The 15,784-nt window shown below is 74.0% G+C and carries 17 protein-coding genes and 1 pseudogene; 11 read left to right on the forward strand and 7 right to left on the reverse strand.

The window, feature by feature from the left end; translation table 11 throughout:
* Positions 1–41: 41 nt before the first annotated feature.
* The 3 genes from ACIGW4_RS13800 to ACIGW4_RS13810 all read left to right on the forward strand — a co-directional run bounded on the left by ACIGW4_RS13800 (position 42) and on the right by ACIGW4_RS13810 (position 3,275).
* Positions 42–1,364, forward strand: coding sequence for an ammonium transporter (locus tag ACIGW4_RS13800; protein ID WP_359592234.1), 1,323 nt, complete (start codon positions 42–44; stop codon positions 1,362–1,364).
* Positions 1,361–1,699 (forward strand): P-II family nitrogen regulator, encoded by a 339-nt coding sequence (locus ACIGW4_RS13805; RefSeq protein WP_123456480.1) that lies wholly within the window; start codon positions 1,361–1,363, stop codon positions 1,697–1,699. The genes ACIGW4_RS13800 and ACIGW4_RS13805 overlap by 4 nt, the downstream gene beginning before the upstream one ends.
* A gap of 268 nt (positions 1,700–1,967) precedes the next feature.
* Positions 1,968–3,275 (forward strand): chloride channel protein, encoded by a 1,308-nt coding sequence (locus ACIGW4_RS13810; RefSeq protein ID WP_123456481.1) that lies wholly within the window; start codon positions 1,968–1,970, stop codon positions 3,273–3,275.
* A 35-nt stretch (positions 3,276–3,310) separates the two neighbouring features.
* Here the strand turns inward: ACIGW4_RS13810 and ACIGW4_RS13815 are convergent, their stop codons facing one another.
* Complete coding sequence (locus ACIGW4_RS13815; protein WP_359592231.1) at positions 3,311–3,613, reverse strand: SHOCT domain-containing protein; 303 nt, start codon at positions 3,611–3,613, stop codon at positions 3,311–3,313.
* 117 nt (positions 3,614–3,730) lie between these two features.
* A complete protein-coding gene (locus ACIGW4_RS13820; protein ID WP_185094697.1) occupies positions 3,731–4,198 on the reverse strand; it encodes a DUF6325 family protein in 468 nt (155 codons plus the stop codon).
* Positions 4,199–4,464: 266 nt separating this feature from the next.
* Between ACIGW4_RS13820 and ACIGW4_RS13825 the strand changes: the two genes are divergently transcribed.
* From ACIGW4_RS13825 to ACIGW4_RS13850, 6 genes are all read left to right on the forward strand, one after another.
* Positions 4,465–4,839, forward strand: coding sequence for a substrate-binding domain-containing protein (locus ACIGW4_RS13825; RefSeq protein WP_399580352.1), 375 nt, complete (start codon positions 4,465–4,467; stop codon positions 4,837–4,839).
* Positions 4,836–5,375, forward strand: a complete 540-nt coding sequence (locus tag ACIGW4_RS13830) for a SigE family RNA polymerase sigma factor (protein WP_399580353.1) — start codon at positions 4,836–4,838, stop codon at positions 5,373–5,375. Before ACIGW4_RS13825 ends, ACIGW4_RS13830 begins: the two co-directional genes overlap by 4 nt.
* Entirely contained in the window at positions 5,375–6,052 is a 678-nt protein-coding gene (locus tag ACIGW4_RS13835; RefSeq protein ID WP_399580355.1) for a hypothetical protein, read from the forward strand. Before ACIGW4_RS13830 ends, ACIGW4_RS13835 begins: the two co-directional genes overlap by 1 nt.
* 86 nt (positions 6,053–6,138) lie before the next feature.
* Positions 6,139–6,900, forward strand: coding sequence for a MerR family transcriptional regulator (locus tag ACIGW4_RS13840; protein ID WP_398709173.1), 762 nt, complete (start codon positions 6,139–6,141; stop codon positions 6,898–6,900).
* A 249-nt stretch (positions 6,901–7,149) separates the two neighbouring features.
* Positions 7,150–7,749: a hypothetical protein gene (locus tag ACIGW4_RS13845; RefSeq protein ID WP_399580357.1), complete on the forward strand. Its 600-nt coding sequence runs from the start codon at positions 7,150–7,152 to the stop codon at positions 7,747–7,749.
* A gap of 278 nt (positions 7,750–8,027) precedes the next feature.
* Positions 8,028–9,530, forward strand: coding sequence for a carboxylesterase/lipase family protein (locus ACIGW4_RS13850; RefSeq protein WP_398709169.1), 1,503 nt, complete (start codon positions 8,028–8,030; stop codon positions 9,528–9,530).
* 101 nt (positions 9,531–9,631) lie between these two features.
* On the opposite strand, the gene ACIGW4_RS13855 is transcribed toward ACIGW4_RS13850, so the two are convergent.
* Together ACIGW4_RS13855 and ACIGW4_RS13860 are read right to left on the reverse strand one after the other, a co-directional pair.
* Complete coding sequence (locus tag ACIGW4_RS13855) at positions 9,632–10,195, reverse strand: GNAT family N-acetyltransferase (protein ID WP_123456487.1); 564 nt, start codon at positions 10,193–10,195, stop codon at positions 9,632–9,634.
* A 275-nt stretch (positions 10,196–10,470) separates the two neighbouring features.
* Entirely contained in the window at positions 10,471–11,247 is a 777-nt protein-coding gene (locus ACIGW4_RS13860; RefSeq protein WP_359592223.1) for an SDR family oxidoreductase, read from the reverse strand.
* Between the two features lie 178 nt (positions 11,248–11,425).
* Between ACIGW4_RS13860 and ACIGW4_RS13865 the strand changes: the two genes are divergently transcribed.
* Positions 11,426–12,304: a helix-turn-helix transcriptional regulator gene (locus ACIGW4_RS13865; RefSeq protein WP_359592222.1), complete on the forward strand. Its 879-nt coding sequence runs from the start codon at positions 11,426–11,428 to the stop codon at positions 12,302–12,304.
* A 166-nt stretch (positions 12,305–12,470) separates the two neighbouring features.
* Positions 12,471–12,773, forward strand: a complete 303-nt coding sequence (locus ACIGW4_RS13870) for an antibiotic biosynthesis monooxygenase (RefSeq protein ID WP_398709164.1) — start codon at positions 12,471–12,473, stop codon at positions 12,771–12,773.
* A gap of 123 nt (positions 12,774–12,896) precedes the next feature.
* Here the strand turns inward: ACIGW4_RS13870 and ACIGW4_RS13875 are convergent.
* The 3 genes and pseudogenes from ACIGW4_RS13875 to ACIGW4_RS13885 form a co-directional block, all read right to left on the reverse strand.
* Positions 12,897–13,523, reverse strand: a pseudogene (locus tag ACIGW4_RS13875) (lactate utilization protein C); the annotation flags it as partial.
* Positions 13,520–14,923 (reverse strand): lactate utilization protein B, encoded by a 1,404-nt coding sequence (locus ACIGW4_RS13880; RefSeq protein WP_399580389.1) that lies wholly within the window; start codon positions 14,921–14,923, stop codon positions 13,520–13,522. The pseudogene ACIGW4_RS13875 and the gene ACIGW4_RS13880, both read right to left, overlap by 4 nt.
* Positions 14,924–14,994: 71 nt before the next feature.
* Complete coding sequence (locus ACIGW4_RS13885; protein ID WP_359592220.1) at positions 14,995–15,711, reverse strand: (Fe-S)-binding protein; 717 nt, start codon at positions 15,709–15,711, stop codon at positions 14,995–14,997.
* Positions 15,712–15,784: the final 73 nt, after the last annotated feature.

The following is a 15,784-nucleotide window of genomic DNA, read 5'->3' on the forward strand; positions in this document are numbered from 1 at the left end:
CGCCACGAGGCTCTCCCCGAACCCGTAGGAGGAGACCTTCGATGCCCCTCGCCGCCGCACCCCGGCTCGACACCGGCGACACCGCCTGGCTGCTCGTCGCCACCGCGCTCGTTCTGCTGATGACCCCCGGCCTGGCCCTGTTCTACGGGGGCATGGTCCGTACGAAGAGCGTCCTCAACATGCTGATGATGAGCTTCGTGTCGATCGCCCTCGTCACGGTGGTCTGGCTGGTCGCGGGCTACTCGCTCGCCTTCGACGACGACGCCTTCGCCGGCCTGGTCGGAGGCGCGGGTCACCTCGGTCTGGCGGGCATCGGTCCGGACACCCTCACCGGCACGGTTCCCACGTTCCTCTTCAGCACCTTCCAGCTGACGTTCGCGATCATCACGGCGGCGCTGATCAGCGGCGCGGTCGCGGACCGCACCAGGTTCGCGGGCTGGCTCGTCTTCGTGCCGGTGTGGACGCTCCTCGTATACGTTCCCGTGGCGCACTGGGTGTGGGGCCCCGGCGGCTGGATCGCGCACTCGCTGGGCGCCCTCGACTTCGCGGGCGGACTCGTCGTCGAGATCGCGTCGGGCGCCTCCGGCCTCGCCCTGTGCCTGGTGATCGGTCCGCGCATCGGCTTCAAGAAGGAGGCGATGCGGCCGCACAACCTGCCGATGGTGCTGCTCGGCGCGGGGCTCCTCTGGTTCGGCTGGCTCGGCTTCAACGGCGGTTCGGCGCTCGGCGCGAACGGCCTGGCCGCCGCGTCCCTCCTCAACACCCTCGTCGCCGGGTGCACCGGCCTGCTCGGCTGGCTCTTCGTCGAGCAGCGGCGCGACGGTCATCCGACCACCTTCGGCGCGGCGTCCGGCGCGGTCGCGGGGCTCGTGGCGATCACCCCGGCGTGCGGGGTCGTCGGCATGCCCGGGGCGGCCGCGGTCGGTCTCGCCGCGGGCGTCGTCTGCTCGTACGCGGTCGCCTGGAAGTTCCGCTTCGGGTACGACGACTCGCTCGACGTCGTGGGCGTGCATTTCGCCGGTGGTGTCGTCGGCACGCTGCTGATCGGCCTGTTCGCGACCTCGGAGATGACCGGCGGCGAGGAGGGGCTGTTCTACGGCGGCGGGGCCGCCCAGCTCGGTCGGCAGGCCCTCGCGGTGGCGGCCGTGGCGGCGTACACCTTCCTCGTCACCTACGGGATCGGCAGGGTTCTCGACCGGGTGATGGGACTCCGGGCCTCCGCCGAGGAGGAGGTGACGGGACTCGACCAGACGGTGCACGCCGAGACCGCCTACGATCACGGCGTGCTCGGCCACGGTGGCTCGCCGCTGCACGCCGCGTCCCCCGTCACCTCGCTCGTCAAGGACAGGAAGCCCTCCGCATGAAGCTGATCACCGCGATCGTCAAGCCGTTCCGCCTTGACGAGGTGAAGAACGCGCTCCGGGAACTCGGCGTCAACGGGCTCACGGTCACCGAGGCCAGCGGCTACGGGCGCCAGCGCGGGCACACCGAGGTGTACCGGGGCGCCGAGTACCGGGTGGACCTGGTCCCCAAGGTCCGCATCGAGGTCGTCGTCGAGGACGCCGACGCGGACCCGGTCATCGACGCCCTCGTCCGCGCCGCCCACACGGGCAGGATCGGCGACGGCAAGGTGTGGGCGGTGCCGGTGGAGACGGTGGTGCGCGTGCGCACGGGGCAGCGCGGCCCGGACGCGCTCTGACGCACGGGCGACGCGGGGGAACCGTCCCCGACCGGGAGACCTCTTTCCGGGTCGTCGCGACGCCGGATCGGTGCACACACGCATAACCGTGCCGCCCACACGGTATGTACGCCCGCACACGCGTCGCCCTCACCACCCGTGCCCCACCGGCCTGGCCTCCCGGGGTGGTGCCGAGCCCGAGGAGGACCCCATCGCCGGAACCCCACCGCAGCCCCGCTCGGCGGACGCTCCGGGAAGCCAGCCTCAGGAAGCCGACCTGCTGCGGACCATGCTGCGGCGACCCGAGTACCGCAGGGGACTGGTGTTCTCCGGGCTGATCGGCGTCCCGGTGGCGCTTCTCGCCTTCTGGTTCCTCGTGGCGCTGCACCAGCTCGAACAGTTCGTCTGGACGGACTGGCCCGAAGACCTGGGCTGGAAGCAGGCCCCCTGGTGGTGGGGGCTCGCACTGCTGCCGGTCGCCGGCCTCGTCGTCGGCCTGGTGGTCGCACGCCTTCCCGGCCGGGGCGGGCACGTTCCGGCCGGCGGGCTGCATTCGGGCGGGGTCTCGAAGGCGGCACTGCCCGGTGTCGTCCTCGCCGCGGTCGCCGGTCTTCCGCTGGGCGCCGTCCTGGGCCCCGAGGCGCCGCTGATCGCCCTCGGAGGGGGGCTGGCGCTGTTCTTCGCCGGCCTGGCCCGGGCACCGCAGACGGAAGCGAGCACGGCGCTGCTCGGCGCCGCCGGAGCGGCAGCGGCCATTTCCGCGCTCTTCGGGAACCCGGTGGTCGGCGCCGTGCTGCTCATGGAGGTGGCCGGGGTCGGCGGACCGCAGCTGTTCGCGGTGATGCTGCCGGCCCTGCTGTCCAGCGGCGTGGGAGCGTTGATCTTCACCGGGTTCGTCCACTGGACGGGACTGGAGACGGGGAGCCTGGACATCGGCCTGCCCGAGCCGCCACCGCTCGACGCGGCGGACGTGCTGTGGGTGCTCGTGGTGGCGCCCGCTGTCGCGTTCGTCGTCCACTGGACCCTCGTGGGCGGCCGGTTCGCGGCACGCTTCGTGGTGAGCCGGATCGTCCGGAACACCGTCCTCTGCGCGACGGGCGCGGCGGTCTGCGTCACGCTCTACGCCGTCACCACCGGCCGCTCGCCGGCGGAGGCGGCCCTGTCCGGCGAGGCCACGCTGTCCGACCTGGCGCGGGACCCCCACGCGTGGTCGGTGGGCGCCCTCGTCGCGGTGCTGGTCTTCAAGGGGCTGGCGTACGTGCTGTGTCTGGGCAGCCTCCGCGGCGGCCCCGTCTTCCCCGCCCTGTTCCTGGGCGGGGCGACCGGAGTCCTGCTGGCCCCGCTGCCGGGCCTGGGCCTTGTGCCGGCGATGGCGGTCGGCATGGCGGCCTCGGTGACCGCGGCCCTGCGGCTGCCCGTGAGCAGCGTGATCCTGGTCGTCCTCCTGCTGGGCAACGTCGAGACGGTGGCCCTGGTCGTGCTGGCCGCCGTCCTGTCCTTCGTCGTCACCGAGCTCCTGCCGCAGGGTCCCCGCGTCCCCGCCTTCGGCGAGCGGCCGGCCGGGCGGGCGAACCGGCCCTCGTCCCGGCGGCCATGAGCCGCCGGGGGCGGGGCCGGGCCCGGCCCCGGCGGTCAGGAGGAGAGGAGCCTGCTCTTCTGGGCCGCGAACTCCTCCTCGGTCAGGATTCCCTGCTCCTTCAGCTGCCCGAGTTCCTTGAGTTGAGCGATCTTGCTGCTCATGTCGTCGCCCGGCACGGGAGGCGCCGGCGCGGGAGGTGCCGGCGCGGCGGCCGGTGGCGGCGCGTACTGTTCGGACGCCGCCACGTCCTGCTGGGCCCATCGGCCCGCCTGGCGCCGCGAGACCCTGTTGGAGACGGCGGTCGCCGTCCCGGCCACTACCGCGGTGCGCGCCACACCTCGAAGAAGTCCTGGCATGTCGGTCCTCCTTGGCCGCAATTCGAGTGGATCGGCTTTCCCGGCGGTCCGGGGGCCTTCGCGCGCCCCGAGGCCGCCTCCCCGGGGCGGCCGCACGACGGCGATCGTCCGCCGGTGTCAGGCGGCGGCGGTGCCGCCCGCCGCCTCCTCGGCCTCCAGCGAGGCCAACAGGGCCTGTACGGGGATGCGCCCGCCGGCCACGAGCTGCGCGCCGCCGCGCCGCAGTTCCCGTGCGAGGGGGGCGGCCCAGAGGTTCTCGTAGACGAGGATGCCGGCGGAGTTGCCCGGTTCCAGGGCCGCCCCCGCCTCGTCGAGGTCGTCCTGTCCGAGGAGCCCGGACGAGGAGCCCTCGAACACGGACAGGTCCAACTCGCCGTCGGCGTCGAAGTCCCGAAGCGTCATGCCGACGACACTGCCGTCGGCGTCCTTCCGGACGAACACGAGATCGAGAATGCGGACGATGCCTCTGTCGACCAGATCGAGGAGCATGGGCAGCCCCTTGCCCGTCATGCGATTGCCGGGAAACTCGATGACCAGGAAGTCCACCGGTCCCATGTCCTCGAATTCGTCGAATTCGTCGCTCATGACCACTCCACACGCGGTTGGGGAGGACCTGACCGAACCCGCCCCCGTCCGTGTCGCACGTCGGCGGGCGCGACCGGGGGCAGTCCTGATCCCATTCGAGCATCCGCCGGAGCGCTTCGCACGTTCGCGGGAGGAGATCCGGGCGTCGGCGTCCTCACGACCCTTCTGGACAGCCCGTCGGGCCGCCGCCTAGGGTCGGGAGCCGAAGCGGGCGGCTCGACGGGGGCTGTCGCCCGGAACACCGGGAACCGTCCAGGAGCACGCGCGTGGTCACCCTCGCCGCCCGCCACCCCGGGCTCTCGGCCGGCACCGTCCGCCGCGTGCCCGGCGGCAGACGTTCCCTGTCCGCCCCCACCCGCGAGCGCGTCCGGCACGGCATCGACGCCCTCGCCCTCCCGCGCCGCCAGGGACGTGCCGTGCCCGAGGACGTGCCCGTCGTCTCCCTCCGTCCCGACCAGGTCGCCGTGCACGCCTCCGTGCCGTTCACCTCGGTCTCCGTACCGGTTCAGGAGAGGGGCCGGGCGGCCGTCGAGCGGCCCGTCGCGCGCCTGTCGGGCCGGGCCCCGCGCGGCAGGGAGCGCATCGCGCCCCGACCGACGCCCCGTGCGAGCACGGACCCGGCGACCGCCGCGGCCTCGTGATCACGGAGGACGCCGGATCCGAGGACGGCGCGACGGAGTTCCGGGCCTTCTTCGAGCGCCACTACGCGGAACTCGCGCGCCTCGCCCACCTGCTGACCGGCGAGACCGACGCCGCCGACGACGTGGCCGCCGACGCCATGCTCGCCCTCTGGAACCGCTGGGACCGCGTCCGCGCCGCCGACCACCCCGCCGCCTACGCCCGGGGCGTCGTCGCCAACCTCGTCCGCACCCGCATCCGCGGCACCGTCCGCGAACGGCGCCGGATCGCCGCCTTCTGGGACCGGCGCCCGGAGCACACCGAGGACCCGGACGTACCCGCCGTCCTCGACGTCCGCACCGCCCTGCGCGCCCTGCCCTTCCGCAAGCGCGCCTGCGTGGTGCTCCGGCACGCCTTCGACCTCTCCGAACGCGACACCGCCCTCGCGCTCGGCGTCTCCGTCGGCACGGTCAAGAGCCAGACGGCCAAGGGCATGGCGGAACTCCAGCGGCTGCTCGGCGACAGGGCCGCCACCGAACTCGCCGCGGGAAGGCGCTGATGGACGAGGCACGGATCCGCCGCGAACTGCGGGAGGCGGCGCTCGCGCACCGGCCCGACCGCGCCCGCATCCTCGCCCGGGTGGAGCGGGGAACGGCCGCGCCGGCCCCGGCCGGGCGTCGCGGCCGACCGCCGCGCCCGTGGTCCGGACGCCGTCGGCCGTCGGCCGTCGCGGTCGCCGTGGCCGCTGCCGTCGCCGGGGTCGTCGGCCTCGGCGGCCTCGCGGCGACCACCCTGGGCGACCGGCCCGCCGGGCCCGCCACCGTGCTGCCCGCGCCGGGCCCGACGGCCCGGGCGGCCGGCACGATCGACCCCGGCGGCAACCGCTGGTGGGCGCAGAGCGACCTCGCCGTGACGACGGAGGCCCCGCTCGCCGGCCTCACCGTCGAGCTGAGGGTCGCGCAGACCGGCGGTGTCGTGAGCACCGGCCACTGGCGCACCCGGCCCGCCGAGGACTTCACCGTCACGGTGACCGAGGAGCCCCGCGCCCTGGTCTACCGGTGGACCCTCGAACGGGGTCGTACGGTGCCGCCCGGCCCCCACACCTTCGCCGCCCAGTACGACCACGCCGAGGGCGTACGGGACGCCTCGGCCGACACGTACACCGTCCTCCTCACCGGTTCCGACGGCGGCCGCACCACCCTCCGGGGCGGCTTCGGTCCCCGGGGCGGGTCCTGAACGACTTGCGGTTGACGCAGCGGCAACTCCTACGGTCTTCGTACGGGGCCGGAGACACCGGCCCCCGGCGAGGAAAGGACACCGTCATGGCCTGGTCGATCGCGGAGGTGGCCCGGATGTCCGGGGTGACCTCCCGGACGCTGCGGCACTACGACGAGATCGGCCTGCTGGCGCCCGCGTGGACCGCGGGCGACGGGCACCGGTACTACGAGGAGCCCCAGCTGCTGCGCCTCCAGCAGATCCTGCTCATGCGGGAGCTGGACCTCGGCCTGCGCGAGATCCGGGAGGTCCTGGACAGCGGGGCCGACCGCGTGACCGTCCTGCGCGAGCACCACGCCCGGCTGCTCGCGGAGCAGGACCGGCTCGGCACTCTGGCCCGCACGGTCGCCCGCACCATCGCCGAACTCCAGGAGAGCGAGGACCAGGACATGGTGAGCATCAACCGCCCCGAGAACCTCTTCGAGGGCTTCCAGCCCGACCCCGACATCGAGGCCGAGGCGCGGGAGCGATGGCCGGAGGCGTACGAGCGGACCCGGCAGGTCGTCGAAGGGATGAGCCCGGAGACCACCGAGCAGTGGCAGCGCGAGGCCACCGCCCAGATGGTCCGCTTCGCCGAGCACATGGCCGCCGGCACGCCGGTCGACGACCCGGCGGTCCAGGCCGAGGTGGAGGCCCACCACGCGGTCGTCAGCCGCTTCTGGACCCCGAACGCCGAGGCGTACCGGGGCCTGGCCCGGACCTACGCCGAGGACCCGCGGTTCCGCGAGAACTTCGACAGGATCGCCGTCGGCCTCGCGGAGTACCAGCAGCGGGCGATGAACGTCTACGCGGACACCCGCCTGAGCTGAGAACCGACCGGGCCCCTCGGGGAGGCGCTGTGCCCCCCCGAACGGGGCGCCGGGCCCCCCAACGGGGCGCCGGGCCCCTCACGGAGCACCGGGTCCCCAGGGGCCCGGTCGTCCGCGACTCCCGGTCGACCCCCTCTCGCCCGTGCGGCGGAGGGGGTTCGGTCCGGTGGGGGATCCGCCGGCGGGCCGGGGGCGGGATCGTCGTCGGTGACGGGCCGACCACCGGCCCCCGGCACCGAGGACCCCGCGATGAAGACGCCCTTTCGCAGTGAAGACCGGGCACCGGCCGCTCCAGGCCGGTTCCGCACCGTCTGGCGGGCCGCCCACGAGCCCGTCCCGGGCGTCTCGCGCCGCACCCGTGTCCTCGCGTACGCCGTGCCGTTCACCGTTCTCCCGGCCGGACTCTGGCGCCTCCCGGCGGCCTTCGACGCCGGGATCGGCATCGGCGAGCGGGCGTACGTCGTCTTCCTCTCGCTCTTCTCCGAGGCCGTCGCGTTCACCGCGATCGGCCTCGTCGCCCGGTGGGGCGAGGTCGTCCCCGCCTGGGTCCCGGTCCTGCGCGGCCGCCGGATCCCTCCGGCCGCGGTGCTCGTCCCCGCCGCCCTCGGGTCCACGGCCCTCACGCTCCTGTGGACCGTCCTCGCCCTCACCACCCAGGTCATGGGCACCACGATCCGGGGCGACGCCCTGCCCTCCGACGTCCCGAGCGAGAGCGGCGGTTGGGAGGCAGCCGTCTTCTACGTCTGCTACGCCCCGCTCGTGCTGTGGGGGCCCCTGCTGGGGGTGCTCACCGTCGCGTACGGCAGGCGTCGGGTCGGCGGCGGACGTCGAGGGACAGCTGGACCATGACGACTTCGGCGGCCACGGCATCCGGGCCGCCACCCCCGGCGCCCTCACCGACAACGCCCTCGTCCCCGAGACCACCCGGGCGCAGACCGCGGGCGAGCTCGCCGTGGCCGCGTACGACGTCGGGAACCTCGACCCGACCGGCCCGCAGGCCGAGTTCGACCGGCTCGCCGCCGGGATCGTCGGCAACCTCGCCCCTTCCGGCATTGACACCGACGGCGTGTGAATCGTCATGATCTTGGTGTTGGTGCCGGTCGGGGACGTGATGACAAGCTGCGTCCATGGACATCTTCACGACGGACAACGGCGCGGTACGGGGCTTCCGGTCGTCCCCCGACGTCGTCGCCGTGCTCGGAATCCCCTACGCCGCACCGCCGTTCGGCGCCCGCCGGTTCCGGGAGCCCGCCCCGGCCGCCCCCTGGACCGGAGTACGGGACTGCACGGCCTTCGGCCCCGTCGCCCCGCAGTCGGCGGAGCTGCCGGGCTCTCCCGTGTGGTCGCCCGGCGACGAGGACGTCCTCACCGTCAACCTATGGACCCCGGCCCCGGACGGCGGCTCCCTGCCCGTCCTGGTCTGGATCCACGGCGGCGCCTACACCTTCGGCTCCTCGGCCCAGCCCGACTTCGACGGCGACGCCCTGGCCCGCGCCGGACTGGTCGTGGTCACCCTCAACCACCGGATCGGCTTCGAGGGGTTCGGCCACGTCCCGGCCGGCGACGGGGCCGCCCTCCCCGACAACCGGGGGCTGCTCGACCAGGTCGCGGCCCTGCGCTGGGTGCGGGAGAACATCGCCGCGTTCGGCGGCGACCCCGGCGACGTCACGGTCGCGGGCCACTCCTCCGGGGCCGCGTCGGTCGCCTGCCTCATGGTGATGGACCGGGCCCGCGGCCTGTTCCACCGCGCCGTTCTCCACAGCCCCGCCAGCCCCCACTACACGCGGGACATCGCCGCCGCGACCACCCGCGAGATCGCCGCCGCGGCCGGTTGCCCGGCCACCGCCGAGGGCCTCGCCGCCGCCACTCCCCAGGCACTGCTCGCCGCCGCCGACCGGGTCGTCGAGGCGTACCGGCGCGACCCCGCCTCCGGATCCCGCCACTACGACCCCTCGCTCTACGCCCCCGTCCTCGACGGAGACGTCCTGCCCGTCGACCCCCTCACGGGTCTGGCCGCCGGTGCGGGCCGGGAGGTGGAACTCCTGGTCTGCCACACCACGGAGGAGTACCGGCTGTTCGACGCCGTCGGCAGCAGCGCCGAGGTCACCACCGAGGAGCAACTGGCCGCGTTCGCGCAGGACTTCGGCCTCCCCGACGGGCTGGTGGACGGCTATCGCGCCGTGCTGCCCGACGCCCCCGTGCTCGACGTCTACCTGGCCGTCTTCGGCGACCTCCTCTTCGGGGAGTACGCCCACCGGCTCGTCGAGCAGCACGTCCGGGGCGGCGGCCGGGCGTTCCTGTCCCACTTCGACCGGCGGCGCACCGGCCCGCACGGACTTGTGCGGGCCTGGCACTGCGCGGACGTCCCCTTCGCCTTCGGCAACGTCGACAAGGAGTGCGCGACCTTCCTCATCGGCGGTGCCCCCACCCCCGCCGACCACGACCTGGCCCGCCGGATGGTGGGCGCCTGGGCCGGCTTCGCCGCCGACGGGGACCCGGGCTGGCCGCCGTACGACCCCGCCGCCGGGCAGGCGAAGGTGTGGCGGACCGACGAGGACGACGAGCACGAGGTGCCCGCCGCTCCCCGGGAGCTCTGGGCGCGGGCCGAGTTCCCCCTCCTCCGCCCGTGAGGCCCGGGGCGGCCCGCCGGACGCGGGGCCGCGGCGCCCGGGACCTTCGACCGCCGCGGTCTCGCGGGTGATGACACGCTGACCCGACACCGGACCCCTCGTCAGGTCCGACCGGCCTTCCACTCGCGGGCGAGCGTCGCGTAGACGTACTCGCTGCCCCAGCGCTCGCCGTCGAGGTCGTTCTCGACGAGGTGCGCCTCCCGGCGCATGCCGAGGCGCTCGCACACGCGCACCGACCCGGTGTTGAGGACGTCGAGGCGGGCGAAGAGCCGGTGGGCGCCCAGCTCGGCGAAGGCCGACCCGGCGGTCGCACGCGCCGCCTCGGTCGCGTAACCCCGGCCTTCGTACGCCGGGTTGAGGGACCAGCCGATCTCGACCTGGCGCGTCCGCGCACCCGCGAGCTTCAGGGTGACCTCGCCGACGACCTTCGCCTCGCCGGCCGGGCAGACGGCGACCGCCAGGGCGTCGCCGTCCTCGGCCCACGCCGTGCCGGCCGTGCGTCGCGCCAGGAGCTGCGCGCACTGTTCACGGGTGAGCGGCGGACGGTAGAGGTAGCGGGCGACGTCGGGGAGGCCCTGATACGCGTACAGGTCGTCGAGGTCGTCCGGTGTGAACCGGCGCAGGAGGAGCCGTTCGGTGCTGACGGGCAGCGAGAGCGTGGTCATCGATCCGGTGTTTCTCCCCCGAGGGCCACCCCTTCGGACCGGGTGACCGGACCGTGGAGCTCCTCACGACTCGTCTTCCTGGGCGACAGCGCCGTTCTAAACCCTTGCCACCGGCTGCGCAACCGTAATTCCGTCGACGTGACGAGCGACGTGACGAGGCGTCACCGGGTCCGTCCGGCTCGTCCTCCCCGCATTCGGCCGTTCCTCGCGCGCCGGTGGGCCCCACGGGTGCGCGGGCCCGCGTGGACGGCGGGCCCGCACCGGTGAACCGCTGCTCAGCCGGCCTGGCCGGTCGGCATGATGGTGACCTGCTGGAGGTTCACCCGCGGCGGCAGCGCGGCGATGAAGCCGACGGTCTCCGCGACGTCCTGCGCCGTGAGCCACTCCATGGTCTCCTTGGAGCCGGCCAGCCAGTCCAGGGCGCCCTGGTCCGTGACGTGGCTCTGCAGCTCGGTGCCGACGATGCCCGGCTCGATCGCCGAGACGCGCACCTTCTTCGCGCCCAGCTCGGCCCGGAGGTGACGGGAGAGGTGGGTCACGTACGCCTTCGTGCCGGAGTAGACGGCGAAGTTCGGGAAGATGTTCTGCGCCGCGATCGAGGAGGTGTTGATCAGGTCGGCCACACCGCGTTCGGCGGCGGCCCTGACCAGCTGCGGGGTGAACGCGCCGATCGCGTTCATCAGACCGGTGATGTTCAGGTCGATCTGCTGCTTCCACTGGCCCGTCGCCAGCTCCTCGATCGGGGCGGGCAGCATGACGCCGGCGTTGTTCAGGAGCAGATCGGCACCGCCGAACTCGGCCTCCACCCGATCGGCGGCGGCCTGCAGAGCGGCGGTGTCGGTCACGTCGGCGGCGATCGCCACCGCGCTGCCGCCGTCCTTCTCGATGCGGGCGACGAGGTCCGCCAGCCGGTCGGCACGCCGCGCCAGGACGACGACGAGGGCACCCAGGGACGCCAGGTGTTCGGCGGACGCCTCGCCGATGCCGCTGGAGGCGCCGGTGACGACCGCGACGCGACCGGCCAGGGGCTGGGACATGGTGTTCGTGGACATGCTGCGTACCTTCCGAGGAACGGGAGAGTGTGAGATCGCGGTCGGCTCTGTCGGCCGCACATCCAGCACACCACCCGGACGACCCCCTCGGGACGGCACGACTGGCCCTGCCCGAACTGGTACTCGCAGGGCCACCTTCGAGCGGACACGGCACCGCTGACGCGCTCACACTGGAGGCATGGACCGCACCAAGGAAATCTCCGGCTTCCTGCGCTCACGTCGCGCGCGCATCACCCCGGAAGAGGTCGGGCTGCCCTCCGACGGGCGCGTCCGCCGCGTTCCCGGCCTGCGCAGGGACGAGGCGGCCCGCCTGGCCGGCGTCAGCACCGAGTACTACACGCGTCTGGAGCAGGGCCGGGCGGGCAACCCCTCCACCGAGGTCCTGGAAGCGATCGCCGGCGCCCTGCGGCTGGACGAGACCGAACGCGAGCACCTCACCGACCTCCTGCGGTCCGGCGCCGGGACCCGGACCGCGCGCCGCGCGCCGGCCAGGGCCCAGCGGGTCCGGCCGGGCCTGCACCTGATGCTGGAGACCCTCGACCACGTGCCGGCCTTCATCCTGGGCCGGCGCACCGACGTGCTGGCCTCCAACCGGCTCGCCAGGGCGGTCCTCACCGACTTCGACGCCCTGCCCGCCACCCGCCGCAACCTGGCGCGCTACTACCTCCTGGACCCCCGGGCCCGCGAGCGCGTGGGCGACTGGGAACGGATCGCCGCGGAGACGGTGGCCATCCTCCGGCTGGAGGCGGGCCGCTACCCCCACGACCGGCAGCTCGCCGACCTCGTCGGCGAACTCACCCTCCAGTGCGCCGAGTTCACCGACTGGTGGAACGACCACCGGGTGCTGCGCCGCACCCACGGCACCAAGCGCTACCACCACCCCCTCGTCGGGGACCTGCACTTCTCCTACGAGTCCTTCCAGGTCCCCGGCGACGCGGAACAGACCCTGTGCGTCTACAACGTCGAACCCGGCTCCGAGACCGTCCGGTCCCTCCGGGTCCTGGACAGCTGGACCGCACCCGAGGTCACGGCACCCGCCACCCCACACCCCGGCTGACGCCACCGGAGCCCGCCCGCCCCGACGGGCGGCCGGGCGGAGCGGCGTCCGCACCGTGTCCGACCCATGTCTGAACCGTTCAGTCTTGACGGTGAACTGATCGGTGTAGTTCCCTCCTTCCCGGGGGCGGCGCGGGCCGCCGGCCGGGACGAGGGAGGGCGGAGAGATGTTCGCGGTGGTGTACCGGTGGCGGGTGAGGCCGGGCAAGGAGCAGCTGCTCGCCGACGGCTGGCACCGGGTGACCATGGCGATCCACCAGGAGTGCGGCAGCTACGGCTCCCGGCTCCACCGGGCGGACGACGGCACCTGGGTGGCGTACGCCCGCTGGCCCGACCGCGAGACGCGGGAGAAGTGCGGGACCCCCGACCCGGAGGGCGAGGCGATGATGCGCGAGGCGATCGCGGAGTACTTCCCCGAGACGCGCCTCACCCTCGTCGACGACCTGCTCGCCGAACCGGAGAGCGACTGAACCGAGACGCTCCTGGCGCGGATCGCGGGCGAGGACCCGGCGACGGTCATCCTGCCGACGGAGCCCGTACGCCGCGAGTCGGCGTGGCGGGGCGGCCGGAGGAGCGGCCCGCCAGCCTCCGGTCACCAGGAGGACCTCCAGGGTGCGCGGCCCGTGCACGCCCTCCACCCGGTCCAGTTCGATGTCGCTCGTCGCGGACGGCCCGGAGATCCAGGTCAGCGGACGCCCCGGATCGAGCCGGGGGAGCGCGAGCGGCACCGAGGCCACGACCTGCTCCGGGGCCCGTACGACGCAGAGGTGCAGGTCGGGGACGAGCGTCAGCGCCCGGCGGCCCTGGCCCGGACCGCCGTCCAGGACGATCGTGCCGGTCTCGGCGATCGCCACCGCGCACCCCGTCACCACGGCGTCGGCGCCGTCCAGTTCGTACGGGGTCAGCCGTGGCTCGTCGAACCGCCGCACGGCCCCGGTCGCGGCGAGCCACTCCTCGGGCAGCCCGGGCGGCACGACGACCTCGCGCGCGCCGCGTTCCGCGAGCAGCCGGGCGACCAGGGCGGCGACGCCGTCGGGCGTCGTGCGGTGGACGTGGGCCCGGTAGTCGACGAGGTTCTCGTGGAGCAGGTCGAGGAGCCGGGCCGGGTCGTCCGAGGTGTGGGCGGTCCGGTAGTCGCGGGCGACGGGCGCGGCCTCGGGGGCGTCCGCGACGGCGGACCGGATCCGGGCGAGGATCCGCTCGCGGGAGTTCTGGCTCATGCGCGGTTCTTCCTCCACCAGTCGCGGAACGGCTCGGCCGGGAGTTCGGGCAGGTCGCGGTGGTCGGTCCACTGGCGGGCGCCCGGCCCCGGCAGCCGCTTCGGAAGCGCCTTCCGGGCCGCGGACGCGAGCCGTTCGCCCGCCGCGAGCGCGCCGGGGTGGTCCAGGACCCAGGTGGACGCCTTGATCGCGGCCCGCTCCAGGCGGTGCCCCCTGCCGCCCTCTCCGGCCACCCTCTCCCGCAGGTGCACCAGGACCTCGGGGATGTCGATGGCGACGGGGCACACGTCGTAGCAGGCGCCGCACAGCGAGGAGGCGTACGGCAGCGAGGCGTCGACCTCGCTCGCGGTGCCCCGCAGCTGCGGGGTGAGGATCGCGCCGATCGGACCGGGGTAGACCGAGCCGTACGCGTGACCGCCGGCCCGCTCGTACACCGGGCAGACGTTGAGGCAGGCCGAGCAGCGGATGCAGCGCAGCGCCTGGCGCCCCACCTCGTCCGCGAGGGCGTCGGTGCGGCCGTTGTCGAGGAGGACGAGGTGGAAGGTGCTCGGTCCGTCGCCGTCGGTGGTGCCGGTCCACATGCTCGTGTACGGGTTCATCCGCTCGGCCGTCGAGGAGCGGGGGAGCGTCTGGAGGAAGACCTCCAGGTCCTGCCAGGTCGGCACCACCTTCTCGATGCCGACGACCGAGATCAGGGTCTCGGGGAGGGTCAGGCACATGCGGCCGTTGCCCTCGGACTCGACGACGACGAGGGTGCCGGTCTCGGCGACCATGAAGTTCGCCCCGGAGATCCCGACCTTCGCCCGCAGGAACTTCTCCCGCAGGTGCAGCCGGGCCGCCTCCGCCAGGTCGGCCGGGGTGTCGCTCATCCCCTCCGGTGCCGGACGGCCCCAACGGCCCATCTCCGTGCGGAAGATGTCGCGGATCTCGCTCCGGTTGCGGTGGATGGCGGGGACGAGGATGTGCGAGGGCCGGTCCTCGCCGAGCTGGACGATCAGCTCGGCCAGGTCGGTCTCGTAGGCCCGGACGCCTTCGGCCTCCAGGTGTTCGTTGAGTCCGATCTCCTGCGTGGCCATGGACTTGACCTTGACGACCTCGGTCTCGCCGGTGGCCTTCACGAGGTCCGCGACGATCCGGTTGGCCTCGGCCGCGTCCGCCGCCCAGTGCACCGTGCCGCCCGCCGCCGTCACCGACTCCTCCAACCGGAGGAGATGGGCGTCGAGGTGACGGAGCGTCTGGTCCTTGATCCGCTTTCCGGCCTCGCGGAGCGCGGCCCAGTCGTCCAGCTCGGCCACCGCCCGCGCCCGCTTGTCCCGGATGGTGTGGGTCGCGTGCCGCAGGTTGGCGCGCAGCGTCGGGTTCCCGACGGCCGACCGCGCGGCCTCCGGGAAGGCCGGCATCCCCAGGAAAGCCCGCCCGTCACCCGACCGCCGCCCCTCGGCGAGCGCTGACGCGCGCACCTCCTTGTCCTTCACTTCCAGGGCTCCTCTTCCGTGCTCGCCAGGATCTCCGCCAGGTGCAGCGCCCGCAGCGGCGCCTCCCGGCGCCTCAGCATGCCGCCCACGTGCAGCAGACAGGAGTTGTCCGCGCCGCACAGGACCTCCGCGCCCGTGGACAGCGCGTTCGTGATCTTGTCGGCGCCCATCGCCGCCGAGACGTCCGGGTTCTTCACCGCGAACGTGCCGCCGAAACCGCAGCACTCCTCCGCGCCCGGCAGCTCCACGAGCTCCAGGCCCTTCACCGCCTCCAGGAGCCGGCGCGGCCGGTCCCCGAGCCCGAGGAGCCGCAGGCCGTGGCAGGACGGGTGGTACGTCACCCGGTGCGGGAAGTACGCACCGACGTCCGTCACGCCGAGCACGTCCACCAGGAACTCCGTCAGCTCGTGCACGCGCGGCACCAGGGCCGCCGCCTCCGCTCCGAACCGCCCGTAGTGGCGCCGCACCATCGCCGCGCACGAACCCGACGGGGTCACCACGTGGTCGTAGCCCTCGAAGGCCCGCACCGTGCGCCGTACGAGCGGTGCGGTCTCCGCGCGGTAGCCCGTGTTGAACTGCGGCTGCCCGCAGCAGGACTGGGCCGCCGGGAAGTCGACCGCCACGCCGAGCCGTTCGAGGAGCCGGACGGTGGCCACGCCCGTCGACGGGAAGACGGCGTCGTTGACACAGGTGACGAAGAGGGCGACACGCATCACTGGTTCCTCGGGGACGGTCCGGGTCGGGCGGCGGCCCCGTCCCAGGCGGTGCCGTCGCCCTGCGGTACGT

Source organism: Streptomyces sp. NPDC053513, assembly GCF_044544765.1.
Lineage (GTDB): Bacteria > Actinomycetota > Actinomycetes > Streptomycetales > Streptomycetaceae > Streptomyces > Streptomyces litmocidini.